The following is a 16445-nucleotide window of genomic DNA, read 5'->3' on the forward strand; positions in this document are numbered from 1 at the left end:
TCTCCCCGGCCTTCAACTCTGGCAAGCCAGGGCGCCCCCGGGTCCGGCTTTAAGGCCCAGGGGGCCTCAAGGGGGCATCAGGGCTGAGGAGTGGCTAGGTACATCTTTGTCACGGGGGGCGTCCTCTCCAGCGTCGGGAAGGGGATAGTCTCGGCTAGCACGGGCCTCCTGCTGAAGGCTATGGGCTACAGCGTCGGCATCATGAAGATAGACCCTTACATCAACGTCGATGCCGGCACCATGAACCCCTTTATGCACGGGGAGGTCTTCGTAACTGAGGATGGCGGGGAGACGGACCTCGATCTGGGCCACTACGAGAGGTTCCTAGACGTGAACTTGACGAAGGACCACAACTTGACGACGGGGAAGGTGTACTACTCCGTTATCGAGAAGGAGAGGAGGGGTGAGTACCTCGGGCAGACGGTTCAGATAATCCCCCACGTGACGGATGAGATCAAGAGCCGTATACGCTCCCTAGCCAGGCGGACCGGCGTCGACATCCTTGTCGTTGAGATAGGTGGCACCGTCGGGGACATCGAGGGGCTCCCCTTCCTCGAGGCGGCTAGGCAGATGAGGCTCGAGGAGGGCCCCCAGGGAGCCTTCTTCATCCACGTCGCCCTCGCCCCCACGCTATCAGCTACGGGGGAGCAGAAGACCAAGCCTGTGCAGCACAGCGTCCAGGAGCTGAGGAGGATAGGTATACAGCCAAACGCGATCGTCGTGCGGACCGAGAGGCCCCTCGAGGCTGGGGCTAGGAGGAAGATAGCCCTCTACTCGACACTGCCCGAGAGGGCGGTGTTCAGCGACCACGACGTCGAGTACATCTACGAGGTCCCCCTGCTCCTAGCGGAGCAGGGGTTCCACGAGTACGTCGCCGAGGGCCTGGGGCTCGAGGCGCGGGAGCCCGACCTCTCGGAGTGGGTGGGCTTCGTGGAGAAGCTTAAACGGTCGAGCAGGGAGGTCACGATAGGCATGGTCGGGAAGTACACGAAGCTCAAGGACAGCTACATGAGCATAATCGAGGCGATACGCCACGCCTCCGCGCAGCTGGGCGTGAAGCCCAGGCTGAAGTGGGTGGAGTCAACGGACATCGAGTCTGGCAGGCTGAGCGTGGAGGAAGCCCTCTCAGGAATCGACGCAGCCATAGTCCTCCCCGGCTTCGGCAGGCGCGGGGCGGAGGGTAAGATCAGGGCGATCCAGTACTTGAGGGAGAACAGGATCCCCATGCTCGGCATATGCTTCGGCATGCAGCTCGCCGTCGTAGAGTTCGCGCGGAACGTGGCCGGCCTAGAGGGGGCGAACTCGACCGAGATAGACCCCAACACACCGCACCCCGTCGTGGACCTGCTGCCTAGCCAGAGGAGGGTCAGCAGGCTAGGCGGCACCATGAGGCTGGGCGCCAGCCCGATTAGACTAGTCAAGGGCACCCTCGCGTACAGCCTCTACAACTCTGAGGTAATCTACGAGCGGCACAGGCACAGGTACGAGGTCAACGAGCGCTACATAGAAAAACTGGAGGCGGCGGGCCTCGTGGTTTCGGGCTGGAGCCCCGAGGGCCTCGTCGAAGTCATCGAGTTAAAGAGGAGGGACCACCCCTTCCTCCTGGCGACCCAGCCGCACCCGGAGTACAAGAGCAGGCCCCTGAGGCCCAGCCCGCCGTTCACTGGACTGCTACGGTCCGCTCTTCGCGCTCCGGCGCCAGGATGAACACTACCTTGTTTACCTGGAGATCCACTATCTTCCTCACGCCCCTCCTGCCCGGCGTGTAGGTGGACTTCACCAGCTTCACTCCCTCAAGCCTGTTGATCTGGCTGCTCACGTTCGCCTTGCTCTGGCCGATCCTCTCGGCGATCTCGTCAAGCTCCCTGACGCCTGAGGCGATCAACTCCAACATCCTCACCCTCGTCTCATTGGCCAACGCTGAAGCCACTTCTGCAATGTACCTAGCCCCGATGACGTAGAGGGTGCCGTCCCTCTCGTATATGCCCTCCTTCCTGGGGACCTCCGCCTTCCTGGAGACCTCATTTACGGCTGCCATTCCAGACCACCCCCGAATTCCGGCCATCAAGCTAAGTATGTATCATGCAGAAGTTAAATAAGTTTAGTATATTCTTCATTCAAACTATGAGGCGGCCTATGAATGTAGGCCCGGGCCAGGCTGTTCCGGGGAAGCGAATTTAATAGCCGGCTGCGTCCACAATGCTCACCCAGGAGAGCCCGGAGCCTCCCCAGGGCGCTCTTGGGGCAGGGTGATTGATTGACGGTCACCCTCAAGGAGGCCTACCTGCAGCTTGAGGAGCCGGATTTCAGGGTACTCCGGGTTATAGAGAAGTGGCTCCCGAAGTACGAGTACGTCCCGGCGGAGGTTTTGGAGAGGCACGCCAGGCTGCCGCCCTCGGCCCTCTCCAGGTCGCTCAGGAAGCTCGGGGAGTTGAAGCTGGTGAGGAGGACGCTGGGGTCCCTCATAGGCTACACCCTCACCTTCATGGGCCTCGACGTGCTGGCGCTGAGGGGGCTAGTGGTTAGGGGAGTGGTGGAGGAGATAGGCGAGAAGATAGGGGTTGGCAAGGAGGGGAACGTGTACCTCGCCGTGGCGCCTTCCGGCGAGCGCGTCGTGGTCAAGTTCCACAGGGAGGGGAGGAGGTCCTTCAAGCACTTGAGGAGGGCGAGGTCGTTCATGGCCGAGGCGTCGAGGGGCCAGTGGCTCCTCAAAGCCAAGATGCTCGGGGAGAGGGAGTTCAAGATCCTCGTGGAGCTGAGCAGCCGCGGGGCCAGGGTCCCCAAGCCCCTCGGCTGGAACCGGAACGCGGTAGTCCAGGCCTACCTCGAAGGCGTCGAGCTCTACAGGCTCAAGGCGGGGGGCCTTGAGAGGGGGCAGGCGGAGAGGATCCTCTGGGACGTGCTGGAGACCGTTAGGACCGCCTACAGGGACGTGGGGATAGTCCACGGGGACCTGAGCGAGTACAACGTGCTGGTCGCCGTGGAGGACGGCGAGTATAGGGGGTACGTGATCGACTGGCCCCAGTACGTCTACAGGGAGGAGGAGCACGCCGAGGACCTCCTAAAGAGGGACGTGTACTACGTCGTCAGGTTCTTCAGGAAGAACTTCGGCGTCGACGTGAGCGAGGAGGAGGCCCTCTCCTTCGTGAAGGGGTGAAGGGGGCTTGCGGGGCGGGAGGAGGCTCTGCATGGGGGTCGACATAGAGTCGGGTAAGCCGGGCAGCTCTAAGGCGAGGTACAGCGTGGCGATAGTGGACGGCGAGGGGAGGCTGGTCTACAAGGCCTCCGAGGCGCCGCTCGCGAGGATAATCAGGCTGGCCTGGGACTACAGGCCCAGCTGCATAGCGACGGATAACGTGTTCGAGCTAGCCGAGAACGCGAGGGACCTCGCGAGGATCGCCTCCCTCCTGCCGCCGGAGACGGACATAGTCCAGGTCACCGCCAAGCCTTCGGGGGGCATGGAGTCCCTCCTCGACTCCGCCCGCCGGGCCGGCGTAGAGCTGGACTCGAAGCTGACGCCGTCTAGGACGGCTTACATCGCGGCGCTGATAGCGCTCCACGGCGGCGGCTCGAGGGTGAGGTTCCGCGGGGAGAGGGTCCTGGTGATAGTCTCCAAGGGGAGGTCGCCGAAGGGCGGCGGCATGAGCCACGAGAGGTACATGAGGAGGATAAGGGCGAGCGTCCAGAGGGCGGCGAGGAAGATCGAGGAGGCCCTGGAGAGGGCGGGCCTGGACTACGACTTAACCATAAGGAAGGGCAGGGGGGGCTACGAGTCCGCAGTGTTCACGGTCTACGCACCCAGGGAGGCGTTGAGGGGGGTTGTGAGGCCGCACAGGGGCGTCGACTACGCGGTCTCCATTAAGACGGTGTACGAGGGCCCCCTAGAATTCGGGGGGGAGCCTGGGGGCGGGGAGGCGGCGAGGAGGCCGGTAATCCTTGGCCTAGACCCGGGGGTCTCGACGGGGATAGCGATACTCGACCTGAACGGGGAGCCCCTCTACGTTGGGAGCGGTAAGAGCCTCGACAGGGGCTCCATCCTGAGCCTTGTGAGCAGGTACGGCAAGCCCGTCATGGTGGCGGTGGACACGAGCCAGGTGCCGGAGGCGGTGAAGAAGATAGCCGCCCAGTTCAACGCCGAGGTCTACGCTCCCCCCGAGGATTTGAGCGTCGCGGAGAAGAGCGAGATAGCCCAGAGGGTTCTGGGCCGCGCCCCGAGGACGCCCCACGAGAGGGATGCCCTCGCAGCCGCCTACAAGGCCTGGCTGACTGTCAAGGGGAAGGTGGAGAAGGTTTCAAGCTACCTAGGCAGGATAGGCCTCGACCTCTCCAGCGAGACGGTGAAGGAGAGCGTCCTCAAAGGGCTAACCGTGGCGGAGGCGGTGGAGAGGCAGATAGAGAAGGCGCTGGCGGAGCGCCTCGGCGGCGGCAGGGGGGAGGAGAGGCGGGCCCAGGAGCAGGAGGCCCAGGCGCCCCGGCAGTGCATAGACCCCTCGAGGATCCACGAGCTCGAGGCCGAGAAGTACGCCCTACAGAGGATGGTCGAGGAGCGGGACAGGGTGATAGAGGAGCTGGAGAGGGAGCTGGCGAGGCTCAGGAGGAGGGCGAGGGCGGAGGCCGAGGCCGCCGTGAGGGCCGAGCTCGACGCCCTTAGGGCGAGGGTTGAGATGCTCGAGGGCGAGATCGACAGGCTCCGCGGCGAGGTTGCGAGGAGGGAGGATGAGGTGGCGGAGGCGGTTAGGCTCATCGCCCTAGCCTCGCGGGGTGAGGTCCTCGTGCCCCGCGTGCTCCCGAGCGCCACGCTCTCCAGCATCCGGAGGGAGGAGGAGTCCAACGGCCCCCTACGGCCCGGGGACGTGGTCTACGTCGGGAACCCCTGGATGTTCGAGAGGGAGGCGGTTAAAGCCCTCGCCGGGGCGGGCGTGCAGGCCGTCCTCCTACCCGAGGCCTCAGGCGGCCTAGCCTCTACCCTCGAGAGGAGTGGGGTCCCCGTCTTCAGGCTCTCGGACTACCTCCGCGGGGAGTTCAGGGGGCTCCTCCTGCTCGACGCGAGGCTGAGGGTTGACGCTGAGCGGAGGAGGAGGGAGCTAGAGGAGTTCAGGGAGAGCGAGGCCAGGCTCGAGAGGCTGATCGAGGAGTACAGGCGCGAGCGCGCCAGGCTCCTCGGGAGGGAGGAGAGGGCCTAGCCCTCCCCCTCGCTGGGGGCCCTGGCCAGCACTATCTCCATCGCCGACACCAGCCTCTTCCTCCCGCCCTCGTCCTCGACCTCCTCGCTGCCTATCTTCACGTCCTTCACGATCAGGTCCTTCATGTACATCCGCCTCACGCGCTCCACGGCGTCCACGGCCTTGCAGATGTTCTTACCCCTAGCCTTGACGATGACCTCCTCCGCGCCCTCGCTGAAGAGCCTGATAATGGCTAGCACGTAGTTGTTAACATCCTTCTTCCCGATGAGGACCGCATTAGCCGGGTGAGGAGCCTCCACTCCCCCACTCACCTCGACACCGCCCACAACGAAGAAGCCGGCCGTGCGGCATATTAAGCTTCTAGAAGCTTCAGAAGGGTTCACAGCCTGCGTGGGGCCTTTAAGCGCTTCCAGGGTTAAAGGGTTAACTGCCCGCCCCCAAGCCTTTGAGTAGAGGGTGGCCTACTCTTGGAGTCGAGCCCCCTCGAGGACGCGAGGTCCCTTGTAGGCGTGGTTCTCGAGGCGTCTAGGGTGGAGGAGAGGGTTAGGGCGTTCATCGAGGCAAGCGGGATCCCCGGGGAGGCGCGGGGGAGGGTGATCCTCCTCGCCCTCGGGAAGTCGGCTCCCTCCATGGCGCGCGGGGCCCTCAAGGCGCTGGGCCGCGTGGACGGGGGCGTTGTCGCCACTCAGCGGGGCGTCGACGCCTCGGGCCTGGACGGGCTGGAGGTGGTCTACGGCGACCACCCCCTGCCCGGCGAGTCGAGCGTGAGGGCTGGGGAGGCGCTGCTCGAGTGGGCCCGCGGCGCCGGGAGCGGCGACTTGATCCTCGCCCTCGTGAGCGGGGGTGGGAGCGCGATCGCGGAGGTCCCGATGGAGCCGTTGACCCTGGAGGACTTGAGGGAGGCCTACAGGGTCCTCCTGGACTCGGGGGCGCCCATAGACGAGGTTAACACGGTGAGGAAGCACCTCTCCAAGGTTAAGGGAGGGAGGCTGGCAGCGGCGAGGGGGAGGGGCTCGAGGCTCGTGGGCCTCTACGCCAGCGACGTGCCGGGGGACAGGCTCGACCTCATAGCGAGCGGGCCCACGGTGCCAGACCCCAGCAGCTACAGGGACGCGCTCAGAGTCATCGAGCTCAGGGGGCTCAGGGACAGGCTGCCCGGGAGGGTGGTTAGGCTGCTCGAGGCCGGGGCCCGGGGGGAGGTGCCTGAGACCCCGAAGCCCGGCGACCCCGCCTTCCAGGGCGTCTCCAACGAGCTGGCAGCCTCCAACATCGACGTGCTCAGGGCGATGGCCCGCTTCCTCGAGGGGAGGGGGTACAGGGTGGTCACGCTCACCAGCAGGCTCGAGGGGGAGGCGAGGGAGCTGGGCTTCTTCCTCGCCTCCGTGAGCCTCGACGCGCTCCACCGCGGGATCCCGGCCGAGCCCCCGCTAGCGCTGCTAGCCGGCGGGGAGGCGACGGTCACCGTCACCGGGGAGAGGGGGAGGGGCGGGAGGAACACCGAGCTAGCGCTCGCCTGGGCGTTGAGGATGAACTACTGGGGCGCGCCCCGGGGGAGGGCGGCCATACTATCAATGGACACCGACGGCATCGACGGGGACTCGCCCGCCGCCGGCGCCGTAGCCGCGCCTGAGCTTATCGATGAAGCGGTGGGGGCTGGACTCGACCCCTGGCTGAGCCTCTACAGGCACGACTCCTACACCCTCCTCTCGAGGCTGGGCGCCACCGTCGAGACTGGGCCGACGGGGTCGAACCTGAACAGCGTCACCGCGGTACTCCTCCGCTAGCTCACGCCAGGAGGCCCCGGAGGGCCTCCTCCACCCCCTCCTCGAGGAGGGCGAGCGCCCAGTTGAGTTGGAGCAGCGCCCCCCGCCTCCCCCCGGCGCACACCAGCCTCTCCTCGCCCGCTACTATAACCTCGTCGTACTCCTCGCCCCGGAGGATCCTCCTGGCGCACTCGGCCTCCGGGAACCAGACTGCCTCAAGGTCGCCCGTGGAGTACCTGTAGCTCCCCCAGTTCACCGCCCTGAGGAAGCGGGGGGCGAGCGCCCTGTAGACCCGGTCCCAGCCGGCGCGGGCGGCGGTGGCTTCTATGAGGTAGAGGATCCTCCTCGCCCTCAGGGGGCCCGAGCCGAGGATCCCGGTGTAGAGCCTGGCCAGCGCCCCCCACCTGGGGCTCGCCGCGGACTCCGCCGCCTTCACCGCGAGCTCCACCGCTCTCCACGCGCTCCCCCAGTCCACCCTGCCCGGCTCGTCGTCGGGGGTGTGGTAGACCTCCCTCACGCCCTCGCTCCAGAGGCTGTGAATGGAGACCGTGGGGATCCCGGCCCACGCGGCGGCCTGGAAGCTGTCGCACTCCGGGCACTCGCAGCACCTAACCCGGAAGCCCCCAAGCCCCTCGAGGGAGGCGAGCAGTTGGGGGGCTCCGCTGAGGACCAGGCCCCCCGCGGCGAGGTCGAAGTTAATGTAAGCCGCGACCTCCCCCGAGAGCCCGGCTCTAGCGAGCTCTCTGAAGTAGAGGCGGCTCCCCCAGGACCAGTACCAGCCCGCGAACCCCGGCGCCCCCGCCTCCTCGGCGGTGAACGAGGCGAGCCTCACCCTCACCCCCCTCCCGGCGAGGATCCCGGCTGCAGCGACGGCCTGCGCAACCCCCAGCGTGTTGTCTAGGAAGCCCCCCTCCCACTTGTCGTGGTGGGCACCCACGATGACGAGGGGGCCTGAGCCTCCGAGGTCAGCCTCGAGCGTGACGCCCTGGGACTCGACTGCGCCAGCCTCAACCCACACCCTCGCCCTGCCCTCCCCCGCGATCCTCGACGCGGACTCCTCGTCGACGCAGACCACGGGCACCGGCGGCGGGGCGCCGGCCCAGTAGGGGTAACCCCACACCCCCGTCGACACTATAGTCCTCGGCCTCCTGCACGCAAGCACCAGGGCCCTGGCGCCGTGCTCCCACGCCAGGAGGGCGGCGGCCTTGGCCTCGTCGGGGTTCCCGGGCTCCCCCGCGACCGCTATGGGCGACCCCCTGTAGGACGCCCAGCTCCCGGGCTCCGAGGGGTCCCCGGGAACCCACTCCGCAGCCCCCTCCACGTCGGCGTCGAGGCTGTAGGGCTGCACCCGCAGCCACGCGGGGCGCGGCTCGACTCCGCCACCCCTCAGGCGCCAGGTGGTGAGGGGCACCGGGATCCTCCTCGGCCTCACCCCCAGCACGTCCTCCACGAGCCCAGCGACGGCGTCGACCGCCTCGCGCTCCTCCCTGCTACCTGCAACCACGGGCCCCGGCCTCCACAGCCGGAGCGCCCACTCCCTCAACTCCCCAGGGCCGAAGCGGGACACAGGCACCGAAGCCCTCCCCCAACCCCGAGCCCCCGGGGGAAGGCGGTCGCCCCCAGATTAACGCAGGCCACCGGGGAACCCCGAGCCCCGGGGGGCTTGCCGGGGTGTTCCTGACGGGGAGGGAGGCGGCCTACCAGCTAGGCCTCCGGGGGCTGCCCGCTGAGAGCGTGCAGCCGGCCGGCGTTGACTTGAGCGTCGCGGAGGTTGAGGTCTTCGAGGAGCCGGGCTTCCTCGGCGTGGGCGAGAGGAGGATCCCGGCGGGGCGCAGGCTCGAGTGCCCCGGCGGGGTCTGCAGCCTCGCCCCGGGGACGTACAGGGTCAGGTTCAGGGAAGTGGTTGAGGTGCCCCTGTGGGCCGTGGGCTTCTGCTACCCGAGGAGCAGCCTCCTAAGGATGGGCGCGGCCCTCCACTGCGCGGTCTGGGATCCCGGCTACAGGGGGAGGGGCCAGGCTCTCCTAGCCGTCTTCAACCCCCACGGCTTGAGGCTCGAGCTGGGCTCGAGGGTGGCCCAGCTAGTCCTGGCAAGGCTCGAGGGCCTGCCCGAGGCGGGGTACCGGGGCGCCTACCAGGGCGAGGGGCTCGAGGGCAGACCCCCCGAGACATGAGGAGCGACCGTGACGACGTCCCCGGGCTTCACCTTCGAGTCGAGCCTGGCGGGCCTCCCGTTGACCAGGTATATCAACTCGTCGGGATCCAAGCCCTCGGGGATCCTCACAACCTCCCTCAACTCCTTGACGCCGTCAACAGGCACCTCGACCTGCCTCCCGTAAAGGCTGGCGAGGTAGCCCAGGTACTTGACTACAACCTTGCCCGCCACCACACCCCACCCATGCGCAGCAGCCACGCCCCAGGGCGGGGGCGTGTTAGTAGGTGTATATCCAGACCCCGGGAATGGTCGGGGCATTTAACGCCGCAGCACCCTTAACGTCTCACAGGCGCCGGGCGGGTGCGGCTACCCTCGGGGGAGGGTTTACCCGCCTGGAAACAGGCCCGTCCACTCCTTCATCGCTATTAATCCCACCGCATTATTTAAGTTTAAAATTAGTGTTCCAGCGGAGCACGGTGAACGGATTGCCTAAGGGGTGGAGCGGCCGGGTTCTCTTCGTTGACCTGAAGGAGGGCGGGGCCGAGGCTAGGGTCGTGGAGTACCCGGGCGAGTGGGCTCGCATGTTCCTCGGCGGCAGGGGGCTGGCCGCGAGGATCCTCTGGGAGTACCTTGAGCCCGGCGTCGACCCGCTCTCCCCGGGGAACCTGCTAGTCTTCGCCGTTGGCCCCCTCACCGGGCTCCCCCTCCCTAGCAGCGGGAAGATGGTGGTCGCCGCGAAGAGCCCCCTCACGGGGGGTTATGGGGACGGCAACATCGGTAGCCTGGCAGCGGTCGAGCTGAGGAGGTCCGGGCTAGACGCGGTGGTGTTCAGGGGCAGGGCCCGGAGGCCCAGCGTCGCCGTGCTCGAGCAGGGCGAGTTCAGGCTCGAGCCGGCCGACGACTTGTGGGGCCTCGACACGTGGGAGGCTGAGAGGAGGCTTAGGGAGAGGTATGGGAGGCGGGCCGGGATCCTGGAGATCGGCCCGGCTGGAGAGAACCTGGTTAGGTACGCCACCGTGACCAGCCAGGAGGGGAGGAGCGGCGGCAGGCCCGGCATGGGGGCGGTGATGGGCTCCAAGAACCTCAAGGCCCTCGTAGTCATAGGGGACGGGGAGCCCGAGGTCTACGACCCCAAGGGGCTCAGGGAGACGGGCCTCAGGGCCTACCTGGACGTCAAGAAGTCCAGGGGCTACGAGTTCTGGATGCGCCAGGGGACTATGGCCACCGTGGAGTGGGCGCAGGAGAACAGCGTGCTCCCCACCCTCAACTTCAGGGAGGGAGTGTTCGACGAGTACAAGGGGATAGACGGCTACAGGATGGAGGAGCTCAAGGTGGCCCAGAGGGGCTGCCCCAACTGCAACATGACCTGCGGCAACGTGGTCAGGGACGCCGAGGGCGACCCCAGCGAGCTGGACTACGAGAACGTGGCGATGCTCGGGAGCAACATAGGCCTCGGGGACCTCTCCAAGGTGGCCGCGCTTAACAAGCTGGCGGACAAGCTCGGAGTAGACACGATAAGCCTAGGCGCGAGCCTCGCCTTCGCCGCGGAGGCGAGCGAGAAGGGACTAGTAGGCGAGAGGGTGGAGTGGGGCGACTACGGGAAGTTCAGGGAGCTAACCCTGGACATAGCCTACAGGAGGGGCGGCCTCGGCAGGCTCCTAGCCGAAGGCGTGGCGAGGGCCGCGGAGAAGCTCGGCGGCCCCGCGAGGGACTTCGCCATGCACGTCAAGCGCCTGGAGGTGAGCGCCTACGACTGCCACGCCGCCCCCGGCATGGCGCTCGCCTACGCCACGAGCCCCATAGGGGCGCACCACAAGGACGCCTGGGTGATAAGCTGGGAGGTGGCGACCAACAGGTTCTCCTACTCCAGGGAGAAGGCCGCTAAGGTGGTGGAGCTGCAGAGGCTGAGGGGAGGCCTCTTCGAGAGCCTCGTCGCCTGCAGGCTCCCCTGGGTGGAGCTAGGCCTAAGCCTCGACTACTACCCCCAGCTCCTCTACCACGCCACCGGGGTCAGGTACTCCTGGGAGGACCTCTACGACGCGGCTGACAGGATATACGCCCTCATCAGGGCGCTCTGGGTGAGGGAGCTGGGCGGCTGGAGCAGGTCCATGGACACGCCGCCCGCGAGGTGGTTCAAGGAGCCCCTCACCAAGGGCCCCCTCACCGGGGCGAGGCTGGACTACGACAAGTACAACGAGCTGCTCGACCACTACTACGACCTGAGGGGCTGGGACCGGCGGGGGATCCCGAGGAGGTCGACCCTCGAAAGGCTGGGGCTAGGCTTCACCGTGCCCGTGCTGGAAAAAATAGTGGGGCTGGAAGGCTAGACCCCCGCCTCGGCCCCCAGAGTCTTCAGTATCTTCATCAACTCCTTGTACCTATTCCTCACGGTGACCTCGGTGACTCCGGAGACGCTCGCGACCTCCTTCTGCGTCTTCTTGTAGCCCTTCTTCTGGGCCGCCATGTAGACCGCGGCCGCCGCGAGGCCGCCCGGGTCCTTGCCGGCGGTGAGGCCGTACTTCTTCGCTATCTCAATGATCCTCATCGCCGCGGCCTGCACGTCCTCGGGCAGGCCTAGGGCCGACGCGATCCTGGAGACGTAGAGCTCCGGCTTGATGACCGGGATCTTCAGGTCCAAGTCCCTCACGAGCAGCCTGAAGTTCCTCCCGATCTCCCTCTTCGGGTCGGCCTCGCGGGTGTCCACGACTTTAGCTATGTCCTCAAGCGTGTATGGGAGGTTATGTATCCTGCACGCCGCGAAGACGGCCGCAGCCGCCATCGCGTTAATGCTACGCCCCCTCGTGAGGCCGCGGGCCGCGGCCTCCCTGTAGATCCTCGCAGCCTCCTCAGCAACGTAATCCGGGAGGCCCAGGCTCGCGGCTATCTCCTTAATCTTACTCAGGGCCTGGTTAATGTTCCTGTCCATGTTACCCGTCACGCCGGCGCTGGCGAAGCCCGAGCCGCGAATGAGCCTCGTGACCTTCTGCGGGAGCCTGGTCCCGTACCTACGGGCAAGCATGGAGTCAGCGCCATAGTTGGGGCTCGAGACGCTGAGGGGGGTGCCGACCCTGGACCTCCTCTGCTTCTCCTCCGGGGTGTATGCACGCCACTCAGCGTCGTCGGAGATGACCCCCTCCTCAATGATGTAACCGTACTTCCTGCAAATCTTAACGCCCAGCCATGGGTCGTAAACGATCTCCTCGGGGGGGCAGGGAGGAAGGCCCTCGCCAGCCTTCTTACCCTTCTCATTCTTCTCCGGCAAGACTTCCAGCCCCATATATTAAAGTATCGCCCGATACTACCGGGCGATACCCACTTAAACCTCTACTGTTTACAGTATTTAAGCTTTTCGGTCCAGTCTGGCCCCCTCCGCGCCTATTTCAACGCTCCTCACCCAGGGGGAGTGGAGCCTGAGCGCCTTCACCACGCTCTCGAGCCTGCCTTCCTCCACAACCGCTATGACGCACCCCCCGCCCCCGGCTCCCGTCAGCTTGGCCCCGAGCGCGCCGGAGGAGCGGGCCTTGTGGACGAGCAGCTCGACCTCCATGGAGGAGGCTCCGAGGGCTGAAACCATCCCGTGCGCCAGGTCGAAGGCCTTCCCGAGGAGGGCGGCGTCCCCCCTCTCTAGGGCGTCGATGACTATGTCGACGAGCCTGTCGGACGCCTGGTAGAGGAGCGAGGCCGCCGGCCAGAGAGCCTCAGCGTTCCCGAGGACCCGGGCGACGAGCTCGCCGGTGGCCCTGCTCTTGCCAGTGTGGGCTATGACCAGCCTAGTCCCTGGGGGCAGCTTCAGGCTCAGCCGCCTGGGGGGCTCGCCCGCCCTGTAGACTAGGCCGCCCCCGTAGGATACGATGGTGTTGTCGACCCCGCTGGGCCTGCCGTGGACGACCTTCTCAGCCTCGTAGGCTACCCTCGACACCTCCCCCGGGCTCAGCGGCTCGCCGTTGAGCGCTGAGAGGGCGAGCGCGAGGGCGGCGCTCGTCGCCGCGCTCGACCCGAGCCCGGCGGCGGGGGGCAGCTCGCTCTCGACGACGGCCTCGAATGGCTTCACCTCGTAGCCGAGACGCTTGAGCCCCTCAATGATGGCTGGGACCTGCCTGAACGCGCTACTGCCCCTCAGGGATCCCTCCCCGTCGAGCCGGGCCTCCGCCCCCAGGGCTGGGCTCGAGAGCCTCGCGGGCCACGAGGCGAGGGGGCGGGCCTTGACCCTGACCCTGAGCCCTATGCTCGCCGCGAGCGCCCTCGAGCCCTTGACTACGAAGTGCTCCCCGACCAGTATCACCTTGCCCGGCGCCGAGGCCTGGACCCACCCGCTCAACGCTCCCACACCGGGAGTATTACCGGCTCGTCCTGGGTATACCCCTTACCGGTCCGGAGGGCTATTTCCGCCTTGGCCAGCTCGTAGCCCAGGTAGGCCGCGTGCTCGGCGTCCATGCCGACCTCCCTCACCAGAGCCCTCGCGAGGCTGAGGGCGTGGCGGCCCCTGAGCCTGAGGGGCTCGCCCCCCTTCAGGGGCCTCCACTCGACGAGCAGGTACCCCTCGTCGTAGTCCACCTTGACGAGCACGTACCCCCGGGGGTCGAGGCGGGGCGGGATGAAGCCCACCTCCCGGGCCCCCCGGGAGGGGGAGCTCGGGGGCTTCGAGGCCTCCTTCACGACGAGGAGCCTGCTGAAGAGCCCCCTCTCGCTGGACCCCCTCCTCCACGCCTCCCAGGCGAGGCGCAGCGCCTCCCTCGCCTCGGAGGTGCTCCACCTGTTCTTCCACGAGTCCTCCACGGCGAGGTACACGCTCGCGCCCACCTCGACCGCTAGGAGGGCCAGGAGGGCGTGGACCCCGTGGGTGTCAGCCTCGACCTCGTTGGCGGCGTTGGCGGCGGAGAAGAGCATTGGGACCCCCAGGCGGGAAGCATCCACGTACCTGGAGATCGACCGAGCCAGGCCGAGCGGGGGCAGGTCCACTACTGGGTCCACTATAACCCTCTCGACGCCCACCTCCCTCAGCGACTCGACCGCCCGCCGGAGGGCCTCAACGCTCCTGTCGCCAACCACGAACGCAGCGTCCCCGGCGCCCCCGGAGGCGGCCTCGACGGCGACGCTGGGTGTTGAGAAGACGGCGGCGGCCCCGGCCTGGACTGCCTCCCTCGCGTGGCGAGGCGTGGGGGCCTCGGCGGCGACAGCCACGCGGAGGCCCTCGAGGGCCCTCGCCGCCTCGGAGACCCTGGCGGCTAGCTCCCCGGGATCCCAGCTGGGGAGGGCCCCCACCACGACGACCTGGGCCCCCTGGCGGGCGAGGCGCCTCGCCTCCTCGGCGACGAGGCTCCGCGGAGTCTCAGGCGGCACCTCTGAGGCCAGCACCACGGGGGGCCCCCTCTCCGGGACCGGCACGCCGGCTACTCTGAACGCCTCCCTCGCGCTCTCCAGCCTCGGCTCTGAGCCCACGACCTCGTCCGCGGGCCTAACCGGGTCGAGCCTGCCGCCCCTCCTAAGGTAGTCTATGATGAAGGGGATCCCGCCGCTGAGCCTGGTCCCCTTGTAGACGGGGATCCCTAGGATCTCGGATAGGACCCTGGCGTCCCCCCTCACCATTCCGGGTATTACGGCTACGTCGCCCCACCGGGCCGCCTCCGCGAGGTCCCTCCTCTCCCTGAGGATCCTCGCCAGCGCCTCGACGGTGGCGAGGCCCATCACGGCTATGGGCATCTCCACGACCCTGACGTCTGGGATGCCCTCCACCAGCCTCCGGACGTGGTCGGCCGCCGCTCTGCCTGTGATTACTACGATCCTCACCTTCGGCTACCCCAGGATCCTGCGGGCCTCCTCGATTATTTGAGCGTAGGAGCTGGTCCCAACCCTCGACGCCCCCGCCGCCACGGCCTCGAGGAGGTCGACGAGCGTCCTCACGCCCCCAGCCGCCTTGACTGGCAGGCCGTGCCTGGCGGCGCGGGCGGCGAGCCTTGAAACCGTGGCGGGATCCCCGCCCTTGCTGAGCACTCCCGTGCTCGTTTTAACCATGAACACCCCCGCCGACGCCGCGGCCTCGACGACCCAGTCAAGCTCCTCATCCGTGAGGAGGGGGGCCTCCACTATCGCCTTAACCCTGGAGCCGTGGCGCCCCGCGGCCTCCACGGCCAGGCTAAGCTCCCGCTCAACGTAGCCCCTATCCCCCGACTTCACCCTCGACAAGTCTATGACGTAGTCTATCTCCTCAACGCCGGCGCGGGCGAGGACCTCTACCTCCCTCACCTTAGCCTCCAGGGGTGCGTAGCCGTGGGGGAAGCCGGCGACGCTGCAGAGCCTCACCTCCGCCTCCCCCGCCCTCCCGGCGAGCTGGAGGGCGTGCGAGGGCGGCACGAGGACGCAGTAGACCCCCAGGGCGGGGGCGCGCTCCACGAGCGACTCCGAGGCGGACAGGGGCTTCGTGGGGTCCAGCATGGTGGCGTCGATGAGCCCAGGGACGCTCGGCCTCCCCGCTATCTCCCAGAGCCTCCTGGCCAGCCCCGCGTAGCCCTCCAAGCAGACCCCCGGGGGTTGAGGGGCTCGAGGCTGGCGGTAATTAACCGCTGGACCCCCCGTCCACCCTGCGGAGGAGCGCTATGAAGCCCGTGTGCCCGGTCATCTGCGGCGAGGGCCTCACGGCCCCCCGCTTCACCTCTATCTCCCTCACCAGGACCTCGTAGGCGTTGATGAACACCCAGCCGTCACCGTCTACCGCGAGGAGCTTCTCGAGCTGGTTGTAGGTGGGCACGAAAACGACGGCCGAGCCCCCGGGCCTCACGCTCCCCCTGAGCGCCTGCAGCGCCTCCCAGGGGTCTGGCATGTCGAGGAAGACCGCGTCGAACTCCTCCCCGGGCACCCCGTTCCTCACGTCGCCCAGCCTCAGCTCCACGCAGCCGCCGAGGCCCAGCGCCTCCAGGTTGCGCCTTGTAGCCTCGATGGCGTCCCGCCTGACGTCGTAGCCAACCACCCTCCCCCTGCAGCCGGTGGCCGCGGCGAGTGCGGCGGTGAGGAACCCGCTGCCCACCCCGGCCTCGAGGATCCTCATACCCGGCCCCACGCCGGCGAGGGAGACCATGAAGCCCTGGTCCTTGGGGTAGATGACCTGGGTTGCCCTCTCAAGGTCGTGTATCATGAGGTCATACCTGCTCGGGGGGAGCACGTAGGCCACCCCCCTCTGCAGCTCCAGCCTCGACCCCCACCTGGCCCCGGCTAGGTCGGCGCCCCTAACGACGCCGGCGAAGGTGGAGTAGACCGCCGACTCCACCGCCCTGAAGAGGTAGCCCCTCCTCCTCTCACCGGAGACGACGAAGAGCAGGACCAAACTGCCAGGCTCCACGCGGTCCAAGCCC

Annotated in this window: 15 protein-coding genes; 6 read left to right on the plus strand and 9 right to left on the minus strand. The window is 67.4% G+C overall.

Annotation, left to right across the window (positions count from 1 at the left end; translation table 11 throughout):
• The first annotated feature begins 90 nt into the window (after positions 1-90).
• The gene (pyrG, locus tag ACYQ3J_RS02790; RefSeq protein ID WP_460124178.1) at positions 91-1707 is read left to right on the plus strand and encodes a CTP synthase; all 1617 of its coding nucleotides are present in this window, start codon (positions 91-93) and stop codon (positions 1705-1707) included.
• On the opposite strand, the gene ACYQ3J_RS02795 is transcribed toward pyrG, so the two are convergent.
• Positions 1661-2038: an ArsR/SmtB family transcription factor gene (locus tag ACYQ3J_RS02795; RefSeq protein WP_460124181.1), complete on the minus strand. Its 378-nt coding sequence runs from the start codon at positions 2036-2038 to the stop codon at positions 1661-1663. The genes pyrG and ACYQ3J_RS02795 overlap by 47 nt on opposite strands.
• Positions 2039-2257: 219 nt before the next feature.
• Here ACYQ3J_RS02795 and ACYQ3J_RS02800 point away from each other — a divergent pair, with 219 nt between their 5' ends.
• Together ACYQ3J_RS02800 and ACYQ3J_RS02805 are read left to right on the plus strand one after the other, a co-directional pair.
• Positions 2258-3157, plus strand: coding sequence for an RIO1 family regulatory kinase/ATPase domain-containing protein (locus tag ACYQ3J_RS02800; RefSeq protein ID WP_460124184.1), 900 nt, complete (start codon positions 2258-2260; stop codon positions 3155-3157).
• Between the two features lie 7 nt (positions 3158-3164).
• Positions 3165-5183 carry a DUF460 domain-containing protein gene (locus ACYQ3J_RS02805; RefSeq protein WP_460124186.1) on the plus strand — a complete coding sequence of 673 codons (2019 nt, stop codon included), beginning with the start codon at positions 3165-3167 and terminating at the stop codon, positions 5181-5183.
• Here ACYQ3J_RS02805 and albA read toward each other — a convergent pair.
• Complete coding sequence (gene albA, locus ACYQ3J_RS02810; protein ID WP_460124189.1) at positions 5180-5509, minus strand: DNA-binding protein Alba; 330 nt, start codon at positions 5507-5509, stop codon at positions 5180-5182. The genes ACYQ3J_RS02805 and albA overlap by 4 nt on opposite strands.
• A gap of 141 nt (positions 5510-5650) precedes the next feature.
• Here albA and ACYQ3J_RS02815 point away from each other — a divergent pair, with 141 nt between their 5' ends.
• On the plus strand, positions 5651-6967 hold the full coding sequence (locus ACYQ3J_RS02815) for a glycerate kinase type-2 family protein (protein WP_460124192.1): 1317 nt from the start codon (positions 5651-5653) through the stop codon (positions 6965-6967).
• A 1-nt stretch (position 6968) separates the two neighbouring features.
• Here the strand turns inward: ACYQ3J_RS02815 and ACYQ3J_RS02820 are convergent, their stop codons facing one another.
• Positions 6969-8519, minus strand: coding sequence for a M28 family peptidase (locus ACYQ3J_RS02820; RefSeq protein WP_460124194.1), 1551 nt, complete (start codon positions 8517-8519; stop codon positions 6969-6971).
• A 98-nt stretch (positions 8520-8617) separates the two neighbouring features.
• On the opposite strand from ACYQ3J_RS02820, the gene ACYQ3J_RS02825 reads away from it, so the two are divergent.
• Positions 8618-9118, plus strand: a complete 501-nt coding sequence (locus ACYQ3J_RS02825) for a deoxyuridine 5'-triphosphate nucleotidohydrolase (protein WP_460124198.1) — start codon at positions 8618-8620, stop codon at positions 9116-9118.
• Here the strand turns inward: ACYQ3J_RS02825 and ACYQ3J_RS02830 are convergent.
• The gene (locus tag ACYQ3J_RS02830) at positions 9076-9330 is read right to left on the minus strand and encodes a MoaD/ThiS family protein (RefSeq protein ID WP_460124201.1); all 255 of its coding nucleotides are present in this window, start codon (positions 9328-9330) and stop codon (positions 9076-9078) included. The genes ACYQ3J_RS02825 and ACYQ3J_RS02830 overlap by 43 nt on opposite strands.
• A gap of 254 nt (positions 9331-9584) precedes the next feature.
• Here ACYQ3J_RS02830 and ACYQ3J_RS02835 point away from each other — a divergent pair, with 254 nt between their 5' ends.
• Complete coding sequence (locus ACYQ3J_RS02835) at positions 9585-11426, plus strand: aldehyde ferredoxin oxidoreductase family protein (RefSeq protein WP_460124204.1); 1842 nt, start codon at positions 9585-9587, stop codon at positions 11424-11426.
• On the opposite strand, the gene ACYQ3J_RS02840 is transcribed toward ACYQ3J_RS02835, so the two are convergent.
• The 5 genes from ACYQ3J_RS02840 to ACYQ3J_RS02860 all read right to left on the minus strand — a co-directional run bounded on the left by ACYQ3J_RS02840 (position 11423) and on the right by ACYQ3J_RS02860 (position 16417).
• Positions 11423-12361, minus strand: a complete 939-nt coding sequence (locus ACYQ3J_RS02840; RefSeq protein WP_460124206.1) for a transcription initiation factor IIB — start codon at positions 12359-12361, stop codon at positions 11423-11425. The genes ACYQ3J_RS02835 and ACYQ3J_RS02840 overlap by 4 nt on opposite strands.
• A 78-nt stretch (positions 12362-12439) precedes the next feature.
• The gene (gene mvk / locus ACYQ3J_RS02845; RefSeq protein WP_460124209.1) at positions 12440-13417 is read right to left on the minus strand and encodes a mevalonate kinase; all 978 of its coding nucleotides are present in this window, start codon (positions 13415-13417) and stop codon (positions 12440-12442) included.
• The gene (locus tag ACYQ3J_RS02850; RefSeq protein WP_460124212.1) at positions 13414-14886 is read right to left on the minus strand and encodes a dihydropteroate synthase-like protein; all 1473 of its coding nucleotides are present in this window, start codon (positions 14884-14886) and stop codon (positions 13414-13416) included. Before ACYQ3J_RS02850 ends, mvk begins: the two co-directional genes overlap by 4 nt.
• Before the next feature lie 6 nt (positions 14887-14892).
• The gene (deoC, locus tag ACYQ3J_RS02855) at positions 14893-15612 is read right to left on the minus strand and encodes a deoxyribose-phosphate aldolase (protein ID WP_460124215.1); all 720 of its coding nucleotides are present in this window, start codon (positions 15610-15612) and stop codon (positions 14893-14895) included.
• Between the two features lie 40 nt (positions 15613-15652).
• The gene (locus tag ACYQ3J_RS02860; RefSeq protein ID WP_460124219.1) at positions 15653-16417 is read right to left on the minus strand and encodes a tRNA (adenine-N1)-methyltransferase; all 765 of its coding nucleotides are present in this window, start codon (positions 16415-16417) and stop codon (positions 15653-15655) included.
• Positions 16418-16445: the final 28 nt, after the last annotated feature.

Source organism: Stetteria hydrogenophila (genome assembly GCF_054657575.1).